Here is a 17,691-nt window from a genome sequence, read left to right on the forward strand (position 1 = left end):
CGTGGAGCTATTCTCAGAGGCTTTAACGGATGAGCTGGCAAAAAAGATAGGTCAAAAGCTATTTTTTAGTCGATGAACCGATTTTTTGGCCTGTAGGTGAATGTTCGGCCCGGCATCTACTTTTGGATGGACGCGTACATTCCGCAGCTTTTGCATATTCACGCCATTCCTGCACTCCGGCTTGTTGATTTACGCTGCTATGGCTTACAACGACGAATTAAAGCGCGCCCTGCACATTGCCCAGGCTGTTGCTCACGAGTACCGCCACGAGTACTACGCTGCCCCCCACTTGCTGCAAGCCCTGCTGCACAACGAAATCGGGCTGGCCAGCTGGCTGGCGGTGGAGCTGGGCAAGGACATTCACTACCTGCGCGAATGGGCCGAAGTACGCATTGAAGGCGAGCCGAAATCCTCGCGCCCGCCGGAAATGCCCAACCCCGACGCCAAACTGAAGCCGGTGCTGGAAGTGGCCGACCTAGTGGCCCTGCAGCTCTCAAAGGAGCAAACCGACCCGCTCTGCGCCCTAGCGGCCCTGCTGCGGCCGGGCCTGGTATTTACCGAGCAACAGCTTAAGTCGCTACCACTTACCCAGCGCGAAGTGATGGAGGCGGCCGAAGTCGACACCAAGCAGCCGGTAGCCGTGGGCGCCGATGGGCAGGCCAGCACGCCGCTGGCCGACCGCGCCGCGCCGGGCGGTAAAGCCGGGGCGCTAGCCACGTACTGCGTCGATAAGACCGCGCAGGCGGCGGCCGGCAAGCTGGACCCCATTGTGGGGCGCGACCGGGAAACGCGGCAGATGGCGGAAATCCTGGGCCGGCGCACCAAGCCCAACGTGCTGCTGGTGGGCGAGCCGGGCGTGGGCAAATCGGCGCTGGTGGAGGGCTTTGCCCAGCAGATTGCCCGGCAGCAGGTGCCCACGCACTTGCAGCAGGTGGTATTGTTCGAGCTGGATTTAGGCACCTTGGTAGCCGGGGCGTCCTATAAGGGCGAAGTGGAGGACCGCATTAAGAGCGTGCTGACGGAAATCAAGCAGTACACCCGCGCCATCCTCTTCATCGACGAAATTCACGTGCTGCTTGACCCCAAAGGCTCGGCCGGCGCCGGCATTGCGCAGCTGCTCAAGCCCGAGCTGGCGCGCGGCGAAATCACCGTTATTGGGGCCACTACCGGCGACGAATACCGGCAGTACATTGAGGCCGACGAGGCCTTTAACCGCCGCTTCGAGGTGCTACGGGTGGAAGAGCCCAGCGTGGTGGTGGCCGAGCGCATGCTCGAAAGCGTGCTGCCGCACTACGCGGCCCACCACGGCTTGCAGGTAGGGGAGGGCACCGTGAGCGAGGCGGTGCGCCTGGCCAAGCGCTACCTCAAGGACCGGCAGCTGCCCGATTCGGCCATTGACCTGCTCGACCGCACCATGGCCGCCATCCGCATGCTCGACAGCCACGCCGCAGCCGAGTTGGAACGCCTGCAAACGGAGTTTGAAGCCCTGGCGGTGCGAGGCCAGGAGCTAAACGAAGCCGACTACCTCAAGGAGCTGCGCTGGTTTCTGTACCAAGTGCAGAACCAGGTCAGCCACCTCTGGCTCAACCAGCTCGACCAGGAGCAGCAGCCCGAGGCGCTGGAAACCTCGGAGGCGCTGGAAAGCTACATCCGCGAGCTACTGACGGCCGTGGTGGGTTTGTCGGGCACGAAGAAGGAAAGCGTGGAGCGCGCCGACGTGGCCGCCGTGGTATCGGGCAAGACCGGCATCCCGCTGGGCAAGCTGCAAAGCAACGAGCGGGACAAGCTGCTGAGTATGGACCAGATTCTGCAACGGCGCGTGGTAGGCCAGGACCACGCCGTGAAGGCCCTTTGCGAGGCTATTCTGGAGTCGCGCTCGGGGTTGATCAAGGCCGGGCAGCCCATCGGCTCGTTTTTCCTGCTCGGGCCCACCGGCACCGGCAAAACCGAGCTGGCCAAGTCGCTGGCCGACTTTCTATTCAACGACGAGTCGTTCCTGATTCGGTTTGACATGTCGGAGTTCAAGGAAGAGCACTCGGCCGCGCTGCTTTACGGGGCGCCTCCCGGCTACGTGGGCTACGAGGAAGGTGGCCTACTCGTGAACAAGATTCGCGAGAAGCCTTATTCCGTGGTGCTCTTCGATGAAATCGAAAAGGCCCACAACTCGGTGTTCGACATCTTCCTGCAAATCCTCGACGAAGGCCGCTTGCACGACCGGTTGGGCCGCGAGGGGGACTTCTCCAACGCTGTTATCCTGTTCACTTCCAACATCGGCAGCGAGCAGATCATCAAGTCGTTCGGCGAAGGGCAGATTCCGGCCACCAACGCGCTAATGGACCTCATGAGCCGGCACTTCCGCCCCGAGTTTCTGGCCCGCCTGACGGAAATCGTGCCTTTCGCGCCCATTTCCGAGGACAACGTGGTGCGCATCTTCGACATTCACCTGCGGCCCTTGCAGGAACAGCTTCAGCGCCAGGGCATCACGCTGGAACTGTCGGAGGAGGCGCGCACGCACTTGGCTTTGTCGGGCTTTACGCCGCGCTACGGGGCGCGTCCCATCAAGGGCGTTATCCGGCAGCAGCTGCGCCGGCCCATTTCGCGGATGATTATTGCCGGCGAAGTGGGCAAGGGCTCGGTTATTTCGCTGAGCAAAGAGCCCGAGGCCGAAGACGTAACGTGGCAAGTGCAGCAGGCGGCGCCGGTAACGGAAGAAGCCGAATCTTAAGCTGCGGATAATTCGGATACGCAAGCGCCGCGCTGGTCAAGCCCTCAAAGCTCGATCGGTGCGGCGCTTGTCGCGTAGGTCTTGGTGATGTTATCAGCAATAGGTTTGTTCGCGCCGCCGCGGGCTGGGAGTTGAATCCCGCTGATCCACCCGGGCCCCGGTAACTTTGGCGCGGTGGACCACAAGCTGCGTTAGGGCTGTGTGTCCCAAGCTCCAGGCCAAGCCATTCCATGCCTGCTTACTTCCAGCGCCCATCCTTTTACCGCGTTACATGAGTCGATTTGACCGCGTGGCGGCCATTTTAATCCAGTTGCAGGCCAAGCGCACAGTGAGCGGGCCCGCTTTGGCCGAGCAGTTTGGCGTGAGCCTGCGCACGGTCTACCGCGACCTGCGCACCTTGGAAGAAGCCGGGGTGCCCCTGCACGGTGCCCCGGGCGTCGGGTATTCCTTGGTCGACGGCTACCGGCTGCCGCCCGTCATGTTTACCCGCGAAGAGGCCACCGCCCTGCTCACGGCCGAAAAGCTGGCCAGCCGGCTCACCGACGAGCCCACGGCCCGCCTCAGCGGGGCCGCAATGGATAAGCTGCGCGCCGTGCTGCGCCGCTCCGACCGGGACCACCTCGAAACCCTTGCCCCGCACATTCACGTGCTGGGCCCCCGCGACCCGGCCGTTACCGCTAATGCCTACTACCAGCAGTTGGTCACAGCTGTGGCCACGCGCCGTGTGGTGCACCTGCACTACCAGGCCGCCGACTCCGTCGTCCCCTCCACGCGCGACATCGAGCCCGTCGGGCTGTACCTGAGCCGGGTGTGGCACGTGGTGGCGTATTGCCGGCTGCGGCAGACCTTCCGAGATTTTCGCCTCGACCGCATCCAGCACCTGGAGCTGCGGACGGAAGTCTACACCCCGCGCCCCAAAAACTTGCAGCAGCACTGGGCCGCCGAGGCCAAGCGCCGGCCCCGGGAAAAGGTCGTGCTTCGCTTTCAGCCGGCGGCGGTCCTGCCGGCCTCGGCCCAGCACCTGCAGGATACCAAGTACCAGTACGGCTGGGCCCAAGAGCAGCCGCTGGCGGACGGCAGCCTGGAAATGACCTTCTTAATCGGCGACTTGCCCTACCTGGCTACTTGGCTGCTGCCCTACGCCGAGGCTATTGCCGTCGTTGAACCACCCGAACTGCAGGAGCATCTGCGTGAACTGGCTCAGCGCGTGTACAACTTTTTTTGCGCCCCCAAAACATGCTGACATGATGCTGTCAGCAAGGGGGAGGAACCTTTGGATCATTCTAGTAATTCAAACTTCCTACAACCCCAAATGGAAAAGCGCACCGTAGACCCCTGGAAATGGGGCGAGCAAACCAATTCGGTCCAAGCCGTTGAAATCAAGCAGCCCGCCGGCACGCTTTATTGTTCCGGCCTGGTTGCCATCGATGCAGCGGGCCAGCCCAGCACGGCCGACATGCGTAGCCAGCTGCAGCAAACCTTCCAGAATCTGGAGCAACTAATCGGCCAAGCAGGGTACGAGTGCCAAGGCATCGTGCGGCTGAACGTGTACACCACTTCCGTAGTGGAGTTCTTTACGAGCTGCACGGATATCTACCAGGCCTGGCTTACCCGCCACGGCGTGAAGCAAGCCACGACGCTGCTGGAAGTGCAGGGCCTGTTTGCTGGCTTGACCGTGGAGCTAGAAGCCACCGTGGTGAAATAAGCGGCTCGGTCGTCGGGCCACGCCAAGAGGTGATTCGCCGCCGGCCTTAGCGTGGCCTAGGGTGCGCCACCTGACCGGCTAGGTCAGGTGGCGCAAGCTATTGGCTCAGCGTGTTGGCAAGTCCGTCTTATCCGGCCAGCGTGGGCAGCAGGTTGACTTCGTAGGGCAGGTTCATGGCTGATTGGCCAGCCAGCGTGACCTGCAGCTCAGCGGCGGCGCGTTGCCACTCCGGGGCGCTCAGGCGGCTGTCGGTAGCGGGGGTGAGCAGCACGCGGATGCAGCGCACAAAGCCCGCGCCGGGCGTGGTGCCCGTGCGGAAGCCTTTCTCTACCTGAACCTGCGCCAGCTGACTTCCCAGCTCGGCCCAGCAGGCGGCTTTGATGTCTTCGAGCGTGACGATGCGGTTGCGGCTGAGCAGGTTTTTGCGTAGGGCATGCACCCGCTCCTCGGGCCGCGGCCGTTCCTGTCCGCCGCTGGTGGTGGTGAGCAGTTGTACCTCGTCGATAAACTGCCCGTCGTAGACCTGCAGGCGGGCGCCGGGTGGCAGGCGGTTGCCGGCTTCCCCGTCGCTCGACCAGTACTCCAGGTACACGCTGTCGTTCACGTCGCGGGGGCGCAGCAGCAGGTAGGGCGGCGGGTTCTTGCTCATCGCCGACTGGTTGAGGCGCTCCTCCAGGCGGGCCAGGTTCTGGTTCAGCTCGCGCAGGGTGGCCGAAATGAAGTCGGAGCCGGCGGCGGCAAAGGCCCGGCTTTCGTCGCGCAGCATCTCGAGCAACTCTTCCAGCGCCTCGCGGCCGTTGCGCGTGTCGAAGCGGCCCACGCCGTGGCTGCGCAGCGTATAAGTGTCCGTTTCGCCGCCGTGCAGGCCGGTGAGCGAGGTGGAGCGGTACACCACGTTGCTCAGGCTGTACACCTCGCGCATGGCCAGAAACGGCTCCTCGGCTTCGAGCGGGAAGATGTTCAGGGCCTGCTGCAGGCGGTAGAGGCGCTTGTTGAGGCGGCGGTTGAGCACCGGAAAGCAGTTGAGGGCGCACACCACCTTGCTCAGCGCTTCCACCGGCAAGGCATGCGAAAAGCGCAACTCCAGCCACACCAGCGGCTGCGTGAGGCTCTGCAGCTCATCGGCCGAAAGTTGCTGGGCCAGCGCCGGGGGGTAGGGCTGGGGCAGGTAGCTGGCCAGCGAAGCGCCGGGACTATTCTGAATGCGCACGAATTGGGGACTGTACAGCTCGCTCACATGCTGCTCGACGCGCTGCAGGAAGTCGTATTCCTGGTGCAGAAACACGCCGTCAGTCCCGGCCCCGGAGCTGCCGGGTAGGCCCAGCGTCACGCTCAGGTTTTGCTCGCCGAGGCGCCAGGCGTCGCCGGGCAGAAAGGCCGCGTACGTATCGCGCCGGGGCTCGTTGGGCCAGTCGAAGTAAAAGGCCACGTCGGCCAGGGACGTGACTTCCGGAGCCAGCTCCAGGCCAATCCATAAGCGGCGGTGCTCCACGGGCGCGGGGCGGGCGGCCTGCGTCACGAGGTGCTTTTGCTGATTGCCCGCCAGCTGCCACACGGCCGTGTCGGTGGCCAAGTAGCGCACGGCGCCGCTCACCAGGGGCGTGGGCTGCAAAGGCGAAAAGAACACCGGGCGGGCCGTAATCTGGCGCCCGGCGCCGGGCCGCTGGTAGATAAACTGCGCGTCGGCCGGCAGCAGCGTGCGCGGCTCGCGGGGCTGCGCCTGGGCAATGGCGTGGGCCGGGCGCGGGGCGTCCACTACGTCGGGGTTCAGCAGCCCGGCCAGCCGGTCGACGATGCGGTGCTGGGTGTTGCCGATTTCCTGGCCGATTTTCTCCAGCTCCACGGCGCAGGCTTCCAGCAGCAGCTGCACCAGCGGGTCGAAGCCCTCCAGGTCGGCATCGCCGTAGCCCCACAACTCAGCGGCCTTGTGCGTCAGGCGGCTTTTGATGGTGGCTTTGCTAAAGTCTTCGGGCGGCTGGGGCATGGTAGAATTGGGATAGTGAGACATGAGAAGTGAGACGGACGTCTACTTTCATGGCGGGTAGGAAAAAGACGAGATGTTAGACGGACGACCTCGTGGAACGATTCGCCTGCCTCACCTCTCCCTACTCAGGTCTAATTTAAGACACGGCCAGCGGGGCCACGAACAGGTCCGCCTTGAAGCCGAACGGCTCGTTGGTGCGCGGCAGTACGGCCCGCACGGTTACCTCCAGTCGCTTGCGGATGCGTTGGTGCACGCCTTTCAGCTCGAAGTCCTCCACGGCTACGGCTACCTTGATCTGCTCCAGGCGCGGCTCGTTGCGGCGAATGGCTTCCTCCACGGAGCGCTGTACCGTGTCCTTCCAGCGCATGTTGGTCATGGCCTCAAAGTCCTGTTCCCAGACCACGCACCCGAAGGTCGGGTCGAAGCGCGACTCGCCGAAGTAGGTGGTCAGCATCAGGTACAGGTGCTGGGCAATGGACTCCTGCTCGGAGCAGCGGGCCAGGGGCCGCCGTTGCAGCAGGGCCTCAAAATCGAGGGGAAGGCGGTAGTACTGGTCGCTCATAGCTCGGATTGGTAGGGGCGTCGGCCCACTGGGCGGGTGGCAGGCTTAGCGGAACAGGCCGCGCCGGCGGCCCAGCTCCTTGTCGATGGAGTCAATCATTTTCTCCACGCTGGCCTTCATGTCCTCGGTGCTCGGGTTCTGCAGAATGGCCACGAAGCCCTTGCGCGATTGTTCCAGCATTTCGGTGCGCTGTTCGCGGCTCAGGCCGCTGGCGCGTAGGCGCAGGCAGTCGGCGTTGGCAAAGGCCACCTGATCGGAGAGCAGGGCAATCTGCGACTGGCTTTCCTGCAGGCGCACCTGCATTTCGGCCGTGCGGCCGCTGCTGCGGCCCCCGCCACCGCCTCCGCCGCCACCCCCACCGGCAGAGGCCATGGGCATGGGCGCCGGGCGGTTGGCCGCGGCAGCCTGGTAGGTGGCCAGCATCTGCTTGGTCTGGGCTAGCTCGGCGGCCATTTGCTCCTTGTCCGATACGTCGATGCCTTTCCGGTCGAGGGACTGGCGCAGGAAGTCGATGGTGCTGCGGTTGTTGCGGAACAGGTCGAAGTCGCGCAGTACGTTCTGGGCAATGCGCTTGTTGTCCATCACCTTCATCTTGACCGAGTCGCTGCGGACTTCGTTCAGGGTCACGGCAATGGCATTGAGGTAGTCCTGGCTGCGCTTGTTCAGCTCGCCCACCACCAGGTCATTGCTTTCGGCGCGCAGCTGCCGGTCGGTGGCGTCGATGCGCTGCAGATGGCGGGTGAGCGTGTCCATCTGGGCCAGCAGGCGGCGCTGCTCGGTGCGCGTCTGGTCCAGCTCCTGCTTCAGGCGCGCGTTTTCATCGGCCACGGTGCCGTCGGAGAGCAGGAAGTACACGGCGACAACCGGAATGGCTACGGCCAGCAGGTACAGGAGCGCAAATTTCCACAGACTGGCCGTTCGTTCGGCGTGGTTCAGGGGCTTCATGCAGAGGTGGGGAATAGCAGGTCAGGCGGCGCTTAGGACTGGAAGGGGTTCCAGCGCAGCACGGGGCGGTCGGGCGCGGCGTCGTTGGCCACGGGATTTTCGTTGATGAAGCTTTTCCAGCCTTCCTTATTCTTGCCGATGAATTCGAGCTGGCTGAGCTGGCGGAAGATGGCGTACACCATCTGCCACAGCGCGTACTGCTGGCCCAGCAGCTCGTGCACGTGCAGGGGCTCGTAGCGCATGGTCACGGCGTCGGTCAGGCCGTTGAGCAGGGTAGCCGGGGCGGTTTCCGTCCACTGCTCGCAGTACTTCAGCAGCTCTTCGCGCTCGGCTTCGGTCAGGCAGAACAGAGCCGACTGCAGGTGCTTGGCCAGGCGCATCAGCGTGCCGAGTAGCTGTACCGGTGGCTGCTCGGCGGCCGTTAGGTGCAGGGCAGGCAAGTGCTCGGCCAGGGCAAAGAGCAGGCGCTCCGTAACGCCCTGTACCAAGTCGCTGAGGTGGTTTTTCTTGTCGGCGCGCAGCTTCACCTTGTACAGCACGCGGAAGGCCTCGGCTTCGATTTCCTGCAGCTGGTGCTCCAGCTGGTGCAGCCACTTCAGCAGGCTGGGGTGGCTAACCAGGGCCGTGCTCGGCGGAATAAACTGCGGCACCGGCCGCAGCGCGCCCTCGGCGTAAACCAGCTCGCCCACCACCAGGTGAAAGGAGCTTACCGAGCCGCCGGCCAGCTGCTGGCTGGGCACTACGCTGAGCTTGTATTCGGGCAGGGTGTAGGGATGGCGGGGTGGAATTTCCTCCGGGGCCGGCAGGCCCGTGGGCACCCGCACGTACGGATTCACCGACACCACCACGCTCAGGCGCAGCTGCTCGGTAGCCGTAAGGTTGAAATCGGTCAGCAACTGGGCCAGGCTGCTGCGGTACGTCAGCGGCTCGGTGCCGCCGGTCAGCTCGATGCGCGCGCCGCCGGCCGTGACGGCCCGGCAGTGCGTGAGCCGGGCCAGGATACCCTGCTGCTGGTCGACGGTGAGCTGGAGCTCGAAGGAGGAAAGACCGTGCGGATCGGAGGGGAGCAGGCCGTAGCGGTGCGCACTCAGGCCCAGGGCCGTGGCGTCGCGCAGGTGTTCGGTGGTGAATTGCTCCAGCTCGGTGAAGTGGCGGCGGGAGATTTTCATCCCGTCGATCCAGTTGACGGGATGGTGTTTGATTTCAGGGAGCATGGTGAGGCGGAGAAGAGCGAAGGAGCCAGGCTACGTGGCAGGTAGCTGGCTCAGCTGCGGCAAAATAACTAAGCCCGGCCGATTGGCAGCGGTGCCGGGCTGTGGGGCCTAAACCGCCGGGGCCACCCGGCGGGCTACGATGATGCTGCCCTGGGTCAGAAAATTGTCGCGGAAGGTATGATCGGGGTCGTAGTAGCGGCGGCGTTTCCACCAGGGCGTTTTGGCGTAGAACAGCCAGCCGTAGGGCCGGCCCTGGTCGTCGACGTACTGCAGGGCCTGGTCGGGCTTGAGCACGTTGTAATCGGTGAGGAAGATGTGGAATAAGTCCCCGAAGCGCATTTCGTAGGGCGCCTTGGACGAAAAATCGTGGTAGAGCGCCTCGCCGAAGCGGCGCGACATCCAGAAGTGCACCACCATGAACTGGTTCAGGTCCATGCGCGCCAAGTCGGGCGTGGGGGCATTGGCGCGGTAATACCAGAGCTTAAACTCCGGCGTGGGCACGGCCTGCCAGGCGCGCCAGGCCTGGCGCAGAAAGTACGGTAGCACGAAGGGAACGGCGGCCAGCACGTAATCGAGGCTGGAGCCGGGCGGGGTAAGGCGCGGCAGCCAGCTGGCCAGGGCTATGCCGAAGGCGCCGGCCAGCAGCCCCACCAGGCACATCACCGCGCCGTGGGTCAGGTTTTCGGCGTCGTACCACGGCAGCCAGCGCTCCACGGCTTCCAGGTGGGCCAGGCCCAGCAGCAGGGCGGCCACTTGCACCAGCGCGAAGGTGAGCTTGTAGGTCAGCGGGCTGTAAGCGGCCCCGAGCCCGACCAGGGTAAACATCAGCACGGCTACTACCAAATAAAGCAGCATGCTCATGACGGAGGGGTTGCCTTGGATTTTCGACCGAGCGTTGGACAACCCCGTGTTGACCGCGCTGCGGGCTTCAGACTGCGGATTGGGAGTAAACATACAAGCGTTAAGTTGGGAACGGGCCGGGGTAGAAAGCGGCTTTCCGTGCCGGAAATACGAGTTTTTCCCGCATCTTGGCGAAGCTCCACCGGAAATTGCTCGCCAAAGTCCACCGTTTCAGGCTAAAGGCAAAGACCTGCGGGCGCCAAGCCGCGTAAGAACCCGGCGTTAAGATGCCAGAAAAACGCTAGTATGCCAATTCAGTCCGCCGAAAGCTCCTGGGCTTACCGCCACGCCGAGGTGCTGGTGCAGCCGGCCGCCGTGCCCTCGGGCGCCGGGGCCGGCGCCTCGCCCGATACCTCCCTTCCAGCCCTGCACCGCTTGCTGCGCCACCTGCGCCGGCAGCCCCTGGACCTGCGTGTGGAGGTGGTGCTGGCCGATTTGCTGGCCCACGGCTACCGCTTCGACGACTTCGTGGTGCGGCCCGTCAGCCTGTTTGCCCGCCGCTACCGCCGCGACATCGGTGCCACCAAGGAGGAGCACCTCGACCGGTGGACACCCGCCCGCCTGCACATCGACGTGCACCGCGAAGGGCTGTACGACGCCTTGCCGCAGGAGCTGTTTCACCACAACCCCGACCCCACGCCGCGCCACACGGTGCCGCTGATGGTGGAGGACATTCAGCAGCAGCGGCGCAAGGAAAAATCCGCCCGGCGCTTTTTCCTGCCCTTCGAGCAGGAATTCTACCGCTTTCGGGTGCGGCTGGAGCAGGAGGAGCGGCGCTACATGACCAACCTCTCGGCCCAGTGGTACAACCAGCTGCTGGCCCACTTCTGGGGGCTGGAAGGCCAGCTGCCCGCGCCGCAGCTCACCACCCTGCTCTACCTGCTGCCGCTGGCCCACCGCATCACCGGCGACCTGCACCTGACGCAGCTCTGCTACGAAAGCGTACTGGGTACGCCCGTGCGCCTGCGCACCGTGGCCCCGCTACGCTTTCCGGCGCCCGAAGCCGGCGCTTCCTCCGAAGGCGGGGGCGGCGGACTGACCCTGGGCCGGGTAGAGCTGGGGCGCGACTTCGTACTCGGCGGCGAGTACCAGGAAACGCTGCCGGCCCTGGAAATCAGCATTGAGGGCCTGACGGCGTCCGGGCTGGAAAGCTACCTGGCCGACAGCTGGCAAGCGCGCGCCCTGCAGCTGCTGGGCCAGTATTTCGTGGCGTTCGAGACGGACATCGTGTACCGCTACGAAGTGGTGCAGGAACAGCCCGAGTTTGTGCTCGGCCCCGAGGGCGCCGAAACGGCCGTGCTCGGCTACACCACGGCGGGTATCTGAGGCAGAGGAACCGGAGTAGGTCAGCTAGGGTTTGCGCGGCTGGCTGCCTAATAGACCAGTAGCGTACCGGCGCTGAAGTCCATGGCCCGGCAGCCGGACTCTTCCGGCGCCTCGCCTTCCCAGCCGCAGGGAACGTGGCCGGCCTCGTACAGGGGCAGGAACCGTTGAAACGTGATGGGTACGCGGGCATCAAGCTGCGAATAATGGTTTTCCATGCACAGGCCCAGGAAAATCCATTGGCAATCGTGCGCAAACGGCAGCGGCTCAAGGTCATTGGCCGTGGCAAAGCGCTGCGCCAGCGGCGGCAGAAACTGCAGTTCCTGCTTGTAGGCGTCGACCAGCGTGTTCCAATTCTGGTACTGCCTGTTATGCTTGAGGTGCAAGAAAACGGTTAGGCGGTTTTGGGCCTCCAGCGTGAAATTTTCCCAGACCACGGCGCCCAACGCTTGGTTGACGGCAAGCGGCGTCTGCAGCATCTTGTAGGCGAATGGCAAATGCAAAGTCAGCGGCTGGCCGCAGCACGCAAACAGCGGCAATTGCTTCAGGCGGTCAACAAACCCGTGGTCGAGGGTGGAAAACGGACTTCTATTCATCATTGCTACGCCGCGCCAGTCCGCGGCGGCTTCAGTCTGGCAGGTTTTGCTCGATCAGTTCCTGAAACGTAGCAGCCAGCACGTCTTCCTGCTCGCAGTCGTGGTAAAACACGACAACCAGACCTTGCGCATTGATGATAATCGGGTCGCCGCTGCCCGTCATCGAAACGACGTAGCTACGCTCCAGCACCGGCCACCGGTCCTGCGGGCGGTAGGCGGCCCGCAAGTCCAGCGTCAGGCCGACGACCGTCGTGTCGGGGAGCATGGCGCAGTTGTTGAAGCCGTACACCGGCACGCCGACGTAGCTGCCGCCAAACAGCGCCATAAACTGCCGGTAATCTGCCTCGAACCGGACGCCTAGTCCCTGCTCGGCGCCAGCAAGCTGCGCCTCGGTGGCCGGCTGGCCGCCAAACAACTTATGCTGCGCCAGAAAGCGCCTCAGCCGCGTTATCAGCTCGGCTTTCATAGGCAGACGCGGCAAGCGGCGGAAACCAGCACTGCCGAGTGCCCATACTGCACGGTCAAGCGTCTACGCATTATCGAAGCAGCCCAGGTAGGTCAGGTCGTTGTAGCGCCGCGCGGGGTCTGGCACGACCAGCCCGGCGTACTCGTAGTAGAACATGGCATTGGCCGCCGTGAGGCCCACTTCCTGGCACCGCGCCTGAATCTGCCCAATGGACCGTGGCGAAGTCGGAATTTCATCGATGGCCGTTGCCAGACTATCGTCCTCCTCGTTGTAGTACACCCCGATCAGGTCGTCATCGTACCAGGCGAGCTGCAGGTCGTGGTCGAACTGACTGGCCCCGTGGCCCTGGTCGTGGCCGGCGGGGCTACCGTCGAAGTAGCGCGCAAATTCTTCCCGGCTCTGGGCGGTTTTGCCGAGCCAGACATGAATTTTGGTGGTGACGTTGTAAGTGCTCATGCCGTCAAGGAACTACGGTACTTGTCAGCTGAAGTCAACAGCTGGCCTCCGGTAGCTGGCCTCCCGAAACTGGTTGCTACGGCAAGCCGGCGCAGGGGCAGCTGGGCTAGACCGCGTTGAACGGAAACCTGCTGAACAATCCCTGCTGGATACGTTCCACCTGCTCCACCAAATTCGCCCGGTAGTCAGGTTTCAGCGTGAAGTCGCGGTTGAAAGCGGCCGGATTTGTTTCGTTTAGTGCGTCGAACTGCCGCCAAAGGTCCGCTAGTACCACCCAGTCTTCGAGCGTGATATCCAAGCTGACCACGTTTTCCGGGCGGTAATCTTCTTGGTTGTGGTCGTAGAAGCCCACATTGTTGCGCGTCCGGTCCAGCAGCCAAAAATCTCCCTGCCCGCTGTAGGCAAACACCACCCATTGATCAGCGAAACTGCCGGGCGTGCTGGCCACGTCCTGTGTTTGCTCGGCGGCTACCTCCGGCTCCAGCAGCTGAAAGTCGTCGGCCAATGCGGCGCCCGCCAGGTTCCGCAGCAGCGGGCCGGCATAATCCGGCAGGCCGGCGGTGTCGGAAGTGGCGTTGGTGCTGTGTTCCGCCAGAATAGCGGCGTAATCACGCTTTTGAAAGTAGTCCATGAGAAGGATGGGGGTTAGCAGGGAGGCGAGGTTCGTTTGCGGGCCCGGTTACCGGAAATACCCGCCCGGTCGGCAATGTCGTCCAAGTGCTGCTCAATCATGCGCCGGGCCTGGCGTTTCGAGCCGCCAGCCAGCGTTGCCTGATTCTTGGCCAGCCACTCGCGCCAGTGAGCATTCCATTCCTGGCCCAGCGGGCTGCCTTTGGTATGAATACCGTGGGGGCGCAGAATGTGCTGCTGCGGGGTCAAATCAAAGAAATATTTCCCGTTGTTGACTTTGATGTTCGCGAGCTTTTTGAAGTCCCCGGCCAGTTGCTCGGGCAAGCCGTGGTGCACCTGCCCGGTGGACTTAGTGCCGCTGTACTGCGTCCAGATCCTGCGGAGCGTGCTGGTGGGCGTCTTGGCCAGGCCAAACGGGTCCAGCCACACCAGCGGATCGGCTACGTAGCCGTACAGCTCCAGGCCGCCAGCCAGCCGGATGGGGTCCTGGCTGATGTAGAGGCCGGCCGCCGGGTCGTAGTAGCGGAAGCGGTTGTAGTAGAGGCCCGTTTCGACGTCTTCGTACTGCCCTTGGTAGCGGAACGGGCAAGCGCCAGCCTGACCGGCCGCGCCCGGCCGAACGCGGCCATAGGTATCCAGCTCGGCCTGCCAGGTCAGGCGGCCATCGGGCTCGTACATCTCCAGCGGCGTGCCTTGGTAGTCGCATACGATACCTTGGGAGGCGGCACCCTGCAGCTTGGCCACCGGGGCAAAGGAGTCTTCCTCGAACAGCCACGTCACCAGGTCAGCTTCCGGACGGGCGGCGGTTTCCGGCTCCGTCCACTCGTGCAGCGGCTGGTCGCCGTTCCACACCCAGCGCGTGAGCTGCTGCCGGTACGATTTGCTGACGCGGCGGCCCAGCGCATCGTAGGCAAAGCGCACCTGCTCCCCGTCGGGGCGCAGCACTTCGGTCAGGTAGCCGGCGCCGTTCCACTGGTAGGTCCATTCCTCGCCCGCCGCCGTCACTTTCCGCTGCAGATTGCCGGTCGCGTCGTACTCGTAGCGCGTGCCTCCGGCTTCCAGCAGCTGCCCAGCCGGGCCGTAGCGCCGGTCCAGGGCGCTGGCGCCGGCGAAGAGGTTGCCCACCGCGTCGGCGTAGCGGCGTTGCTGAGTGCCGTCGGCAAAGGTGGCCGCCGTCAGGTGGCCCCGGGCATCGTGCCCGAAGCGCGTGAGCCCACTGCGGCTGTCCTGAATCTGGGCCAGGCGGTCGGCGGGCTGCCAGCCGTAGCTGCGCACCCGTTCGGGGCTTCCCGGCCCCGTGCCGATGCGCTGCTCCGTGGGGCGGCCCAGCGCGTCGTGCTTCCAGCGGCTGCGCACCCGGCTGAACGTGCGTTGCAGCTCCAGGCCCTGCGCGTCGCGCTCAAACCGTACCTGCCAGCGGTTGGCTTCGATGCGCGCCAGGTGGCCACCGGCATCGTGGTCGAAGCGCACGTCGGCGCCGAGCGTGGACTGCAGGCGCACGCGGCGTCCCGGCGCGTCGTAGCTGCTGCTGACCGCGTGCGGGCCTTGGGTTTCGGTGAGCACGCGCCCCAGCACGTCGCGCTCAAACTGCACCGTGCCCCACTGATTGGTGGCTTCGAGCAGGTGCCCGTCGGGGCGGTAGCGGAACGTTTCCCGGCTGCCGTCGGCGTGGGTGACTTCCTCGATGCGGCCGGCGCGGTCATACGCGTAGCGAGTACGCTGGCCCGAGGGCAGCAGCAGCTCCACCACGTGGCCACCGGCGTCGCGCAGGTAGCGGTGGGTGCTCCCGTCGAAGCTGGTTTCGCTGAGCACGTCGCCCACGGGGTCCAGCTCGAACCGGTACGTGAGCCCGTGCTCATTGACGACGGCGCGCAGGCGCTGCTCGGAGTCGTACAGCAGCTCGACGGCCGTACCGGCCTCCACGCGGCGAATCAGCCGGCCCATGCCCTGGTAGACGTAGCGCACGTCCTGGTGCCGGTCGTGGTAATGTACCACGTTGTCGAACGCGTCGTAGGTAAGCGTGCGCACGTTGCCATCGGGCTCGTACACCTTCACCGGGCGGCCGAGCAGGTCGTATTCCTGCCATTGCACGTTGCCCCGCGCGTCGGTGGTTTTGAGCGCCCGGCCCCAGCCGTCGTACAGCCAACGGGTGCGCTGGCCAGCGGGGGTGTACTCTTCCACCAGGTTGCCGGCATCGTCGTAGCGCCGCTCCCCGGGCTGCGGGCCGGCATCGGCGATTCGCCGCAGCAGGCCGTGCTCGTAGGTGTAGCGCGTTACGTTGCCCAGTGGGTCGGTGCTTTCGAGCAGGTTGCCCGCGGCGTCGTAACGCCACTGCCACTCGCCCCCGGCGGCATCGGTTGCGGCCACGGGCCGGTCGGCCGCGTCGTAGCTGAATTGCAGAGCCGCGCCATCGGCCTTGGTCAGCTGAATGGTGTTGCCGCGCTCATCGTACTGAAAGAGCGTCTGATTGCCCAGCGCGTCGGTTTCGCTCAGCAGCTCGTTGTACTCGTTGTACGCGGTGAGCGTCACCCCGCCGCGGGCGTCGATGGTTTCTTCCACCAGCCCGTTTTCGTTGCCGACGTAGGTGGTGGCGTGGCCCAGCGAGTCGGTGACGACGGTGCGGTGGGCGTCCACGTCGTAGCGCAGCTGGTGGTCGTAGATGCCACCGTCGCCCCAGGTGCGCACGCAGCGCGCCTCAGGGCCGCTGCCCTCGTACTGGAAGTAGAAGTTCAGGCCGTGCTTGAACGTTTCCTGCACCAGCAGGCGGTTGTCGTAGCGGTAGTGGGCGGCCTGCCCGAGGGCATCCAGGGCGCTGACCAGCTCGCCGCGGCGGTTGTAGCGGTACTCCACCAGCCGCACCGTTTGCCGCGGCTCGGTGGGGTGCGGCGCCTTGATGTGCAGAATACGTCCCTGCGAATCGGTACTGACCTGCAGCAGGCGGTGGGCACTGTCCTCGATTTCGGTCAAATAGCCAGCTCCGTCGTAGCGGAAGCGGATGCTGAACCCGTTAGGGTGCTCAATGGCGGCCAAGGGCATGACCTCGTCGCCGCGGTTCGGGCCAAAGCGGTAGGTCAAGTTCTGGGCGTGGTCGACGACGGCGTAGCCCTGCTCGTCGCGCAGCAGCGTGAGCTTTTCCAGACGGTTGTAGTCCTGCCCGCCCAGTGGTACTAGGTCGAAAGCAATGCCGCGGCCGTCGGCCGCCCGAAACGCCACCACCTGCTGCTCGGCCTCGACGCACAAGGCCATGTCGTAGCTGTGGTGCCAGCCGTGGCCCAGCGGGCCATCGTGAATAGAGGTTGAGTTCCAGAGCCGCTCCCAGCGCAGCGGAATCGGGCCGGCCAGCTCAAAATCAACGGCTTCGGTGTAGAGGTAGCCGCTGATGACGTCGACGGGGTGGCCTGTGACGGTGCACAGGGTGCGGTTGGCCAGGCGGCAGGCGCGCTCGGAGAGGTTGAGCCGCTTCATGGCCTTCTGCGCAAACTGGCCCAGCCGCTTGACCACGGCCCCGCCCAGCTTGTTCATCACGTAATTGATGGCCAGCTCCTTGACCACTTCGCCTACGATGCTCAGGCCGTTTTGCAGGCTCGGGTCGCGGACAAAGCTGGTGACGCCCTTGGTTATGGCCGCCGCCGAAGCCAGCACGGTACTGGCCGTAATAAGGTGGCCGCCGCCGGCAATCATGGCCGCGCCGAGCGGAGCCGCCACGCCGGTGGCGCAGAGCACCGCCCCGCCCACGGCCATGGCCACTCCGCCCCAGAAAGCCCAGGTAGAAGCCTCCATAGCCGCGTCGGCCGCCGCGTCTATCTGGTCCAGCTTCTGGTCCAGCTCCACGGCCGCTGTGGCATCGGCCTTGGTGAAGTGAATGGCCATTTTGCCGCCCACCCCGCACATGCATTTGCTGGTATCGAGCAAGGGCCGGGCGCCCAGCACCGTCAGGCCGTCCTCCATCACCCGTTCCCACATCACCGGGGCCGGCATGCAGGGCGTGCGCGTAACGCTGCACACCCCAAAGGGCAGGATGTTGACCATGGGTACCTTGTCCAGCTCGTTAGCGAAATGCTCGTCGTAGAGCTGCACGGGCTTGGGCGTCACCATGAAGCGCGACGGGGTTACGCCCTTGTCGCAGGTGAGCCATACCCCGTTCATTACGTACTTATCACCTGTTGCCATAGCTGGTAGTGGTAG

The 17,691-nt window shown here is 64.6% G+C and carries 14 protein-coding genes; 4 read left to right on the top strand and 10 right to left on the bottom strand.

The annotated features are described in order from the left end of the window. Positions 1-199: 199 nt before the first annotated feature. From B0919_RS10195 to B0919_RS10205, 3 genes are all read left to right on the top strand, one after another. Positions 200-2,725, top strand: coding sequence for an ATP-dependent Clp protease ATP-binding subunit (locus B0919_RS10195; RefSeq protein WP_078012145.1), 2,526 nt, complete (start codon positions 200-202; stop codon positions 2,723-2,725). A 271-nt stretch (positions 2,726-2,996) separates the two neighbouring features. Continuing rightward, complete coding sequence (locus B0919_RS10200; RefSeq protein ID WP_078012146.1) at positions 2,997-3,968, top strand: helix-turn-helix transcriptional regulator; 972 nt, start codon at positions 2,997-2,999, stop codon at positions 3,966-3,968. A gap of 69 nt (positions 3,969-4,037) precedes the next feature. After that, on the top strand, positions 4,038-4,430 hold the full coding sequence (locus B0919_RS10205) for a RidA family protein (RefSeq protein WP_078012147.1): 393 nt from the start codon (positions 4,038-4,040) through the stop codon (positions 4,428-4,430). Positions 4,431-4,557: 127 nt separating this feature from the next. Here the strand turns inward: B0919_RS10205 and B0919_RS10210 are convergent, their stop codons facing one another. The 5 genes from B0919_RS10210 to B0919_RS10230 form a co-directional block, all read right to left on the bottom strand. Next, a complete protein-coding gene (locus B0919_RS10210; RefSeq protein ID WP_139362042.1) occupies positions 4,558-6,438 on the bottom strand; it encodes a type VI secretion system baseplate subunit TssF in 1,881 nt (626 codons plus the stop codon). A 112-nt stretch (positions 6,439-6,550) separates the two neighbouring features. Continuing rightward, entirely contained in the window at positions 6,551-6,976 is a 426-nt protein-coding gene (locus B0919_RS10215; RefSeq protein WP_078012150.1) for a GPW/gp25 family protein, read from the bottom strand. Positions 6,977-7,021: 45 nt separating this feature from the next. After that, a complete protein-coding gene (locus B0919_RS10220) occupies positions 7,022-7,921 on the bottom strand; it encodes a hypothetical protein (protein ID WP_078012151.1) in 900 nt (299 codons plus the stop codon). 32 nt (positions 7,922-7,953) lie between these two features. Further along, complete coding sequence (locus tag B0919_RS10225) at positions 7,954-9,135, bottom strand: hypothetical protein (protein WP_078012153.1); 1,182 nt, start codon at positions 9,133-9,135, stop codon at positions 7,954-7,956. A gap of 108 nt (positions 9,136-9,243) precedes the next feature. Further along, positions 9,244-10,089 (bottom strand): TssN family type VI secretion system protein, encoded by an 846-nt coding sequence (locus B0919_RS10230; protein ID WP_078012154.1) that lies wholly within the window; start codon positions 10,087-10,089, stop codon positions 9,244-9,246. A gap of 192 nt (positions 10,090-10,281) precedes the next feature. Between B0919_RS10230 and B0919_RS10235 the strand changes: the two genes are divergently transcribed. Next, positions 10,282-11,361: a type VI secretion system baseplate subunit TssG gene (locus B0919_RS10235; protein WP_078012155.1), complete on the top strand. Its 1,080-nt coding sequence runs from the start codon at positions 10,282-10,284 to the stop codon at positions 11,359-11,361. Positions 11,362-11,408: 47 nt separating this feature from the next. Here the strand turns inward: B0919_RS10235 and B0919_RS10240 are convergent, their stop codons facing one another. The 5 genes from B0919_RS10240 to B0919_RS10260 all read right to left on the bottom strand — a co-directional run bounded on the left by B0919_RS10240 (position 11,409) and on the right by B0919_RS10260 (position 17,676). Beyond that, the gene (locus tag B0919_RS10240; protein ID WP_139362043.1) at positions 11,409-11,957 is read right to left on the bottom strand and encodes a hypothetical protein; all 549 of its coding nucleotides are present in this window, start codon (positions 11,955-11,957) and stop codon (positions 11,409-11,411) included. A 28-nt stretch (positions 11,958-11,985) separates the two neighbouring features. Beyond that, complete coding sequence (locus tag B0919_RS10245; RefSeq protein WP_078012157.1) at positions 11,986-12,420, bottom strand: SMI1/KNR4 family protein; 435 nt, start codon at positions 12,418-12,420, stop codon at positions 11,986-11,988. Between the two features lie 63 nt (positions 12,421-12,483). Then, the gene (locus B0919_RS10250) at positions 12,484-12,876 is read right to left on the bottom strand and encodes an immunity 22 family protein (RefSeq protein ID WP_078012158.1); all 393 of its coding nucleotides are present in this window, start codon (positions 12,874-12,876) and stop codon (positions 12,484-12,486) included. A gap of 106 nt (positions 12,877-12,982) precedes the next feature. Further along, positions 12,983-13,507 carry a hypothetical protein gene (locus tag B0919_RS10255; RefSeq protein ID WP_078012159.1) on the bottom strand — a complete coding sequence of 175 codons (525 nt, stop codon included), beginning with the start codon at positions 13,505-13,507 and terminating at the stop codon, positions 12,983-12,985. Positions 13,508-13,521: 14 nt separating this feature from the next. After that, on the bottom strand, positions 13,522-17,676 hold the full coding sequence (locus tag B0919_RS10260; protein ID WP_078012161.1) for a DUF6531 domain-containing protein: 4,155 nt from the start codon (positions 17,674-17,676) through the stop codon (positions 13,522-13,524). Positions 17,677-17,691 lie beyond the last annotated feature (15 nt).

The organism is Hymenobacter sp. CRA2 (genome assembly GCF_002007105.1).
Taxonomy (GTDB): Bacteria; Bacteroidota; Bacteroidia; order Cytophagales; family Hymenobacteraceae; genus Solirubrum.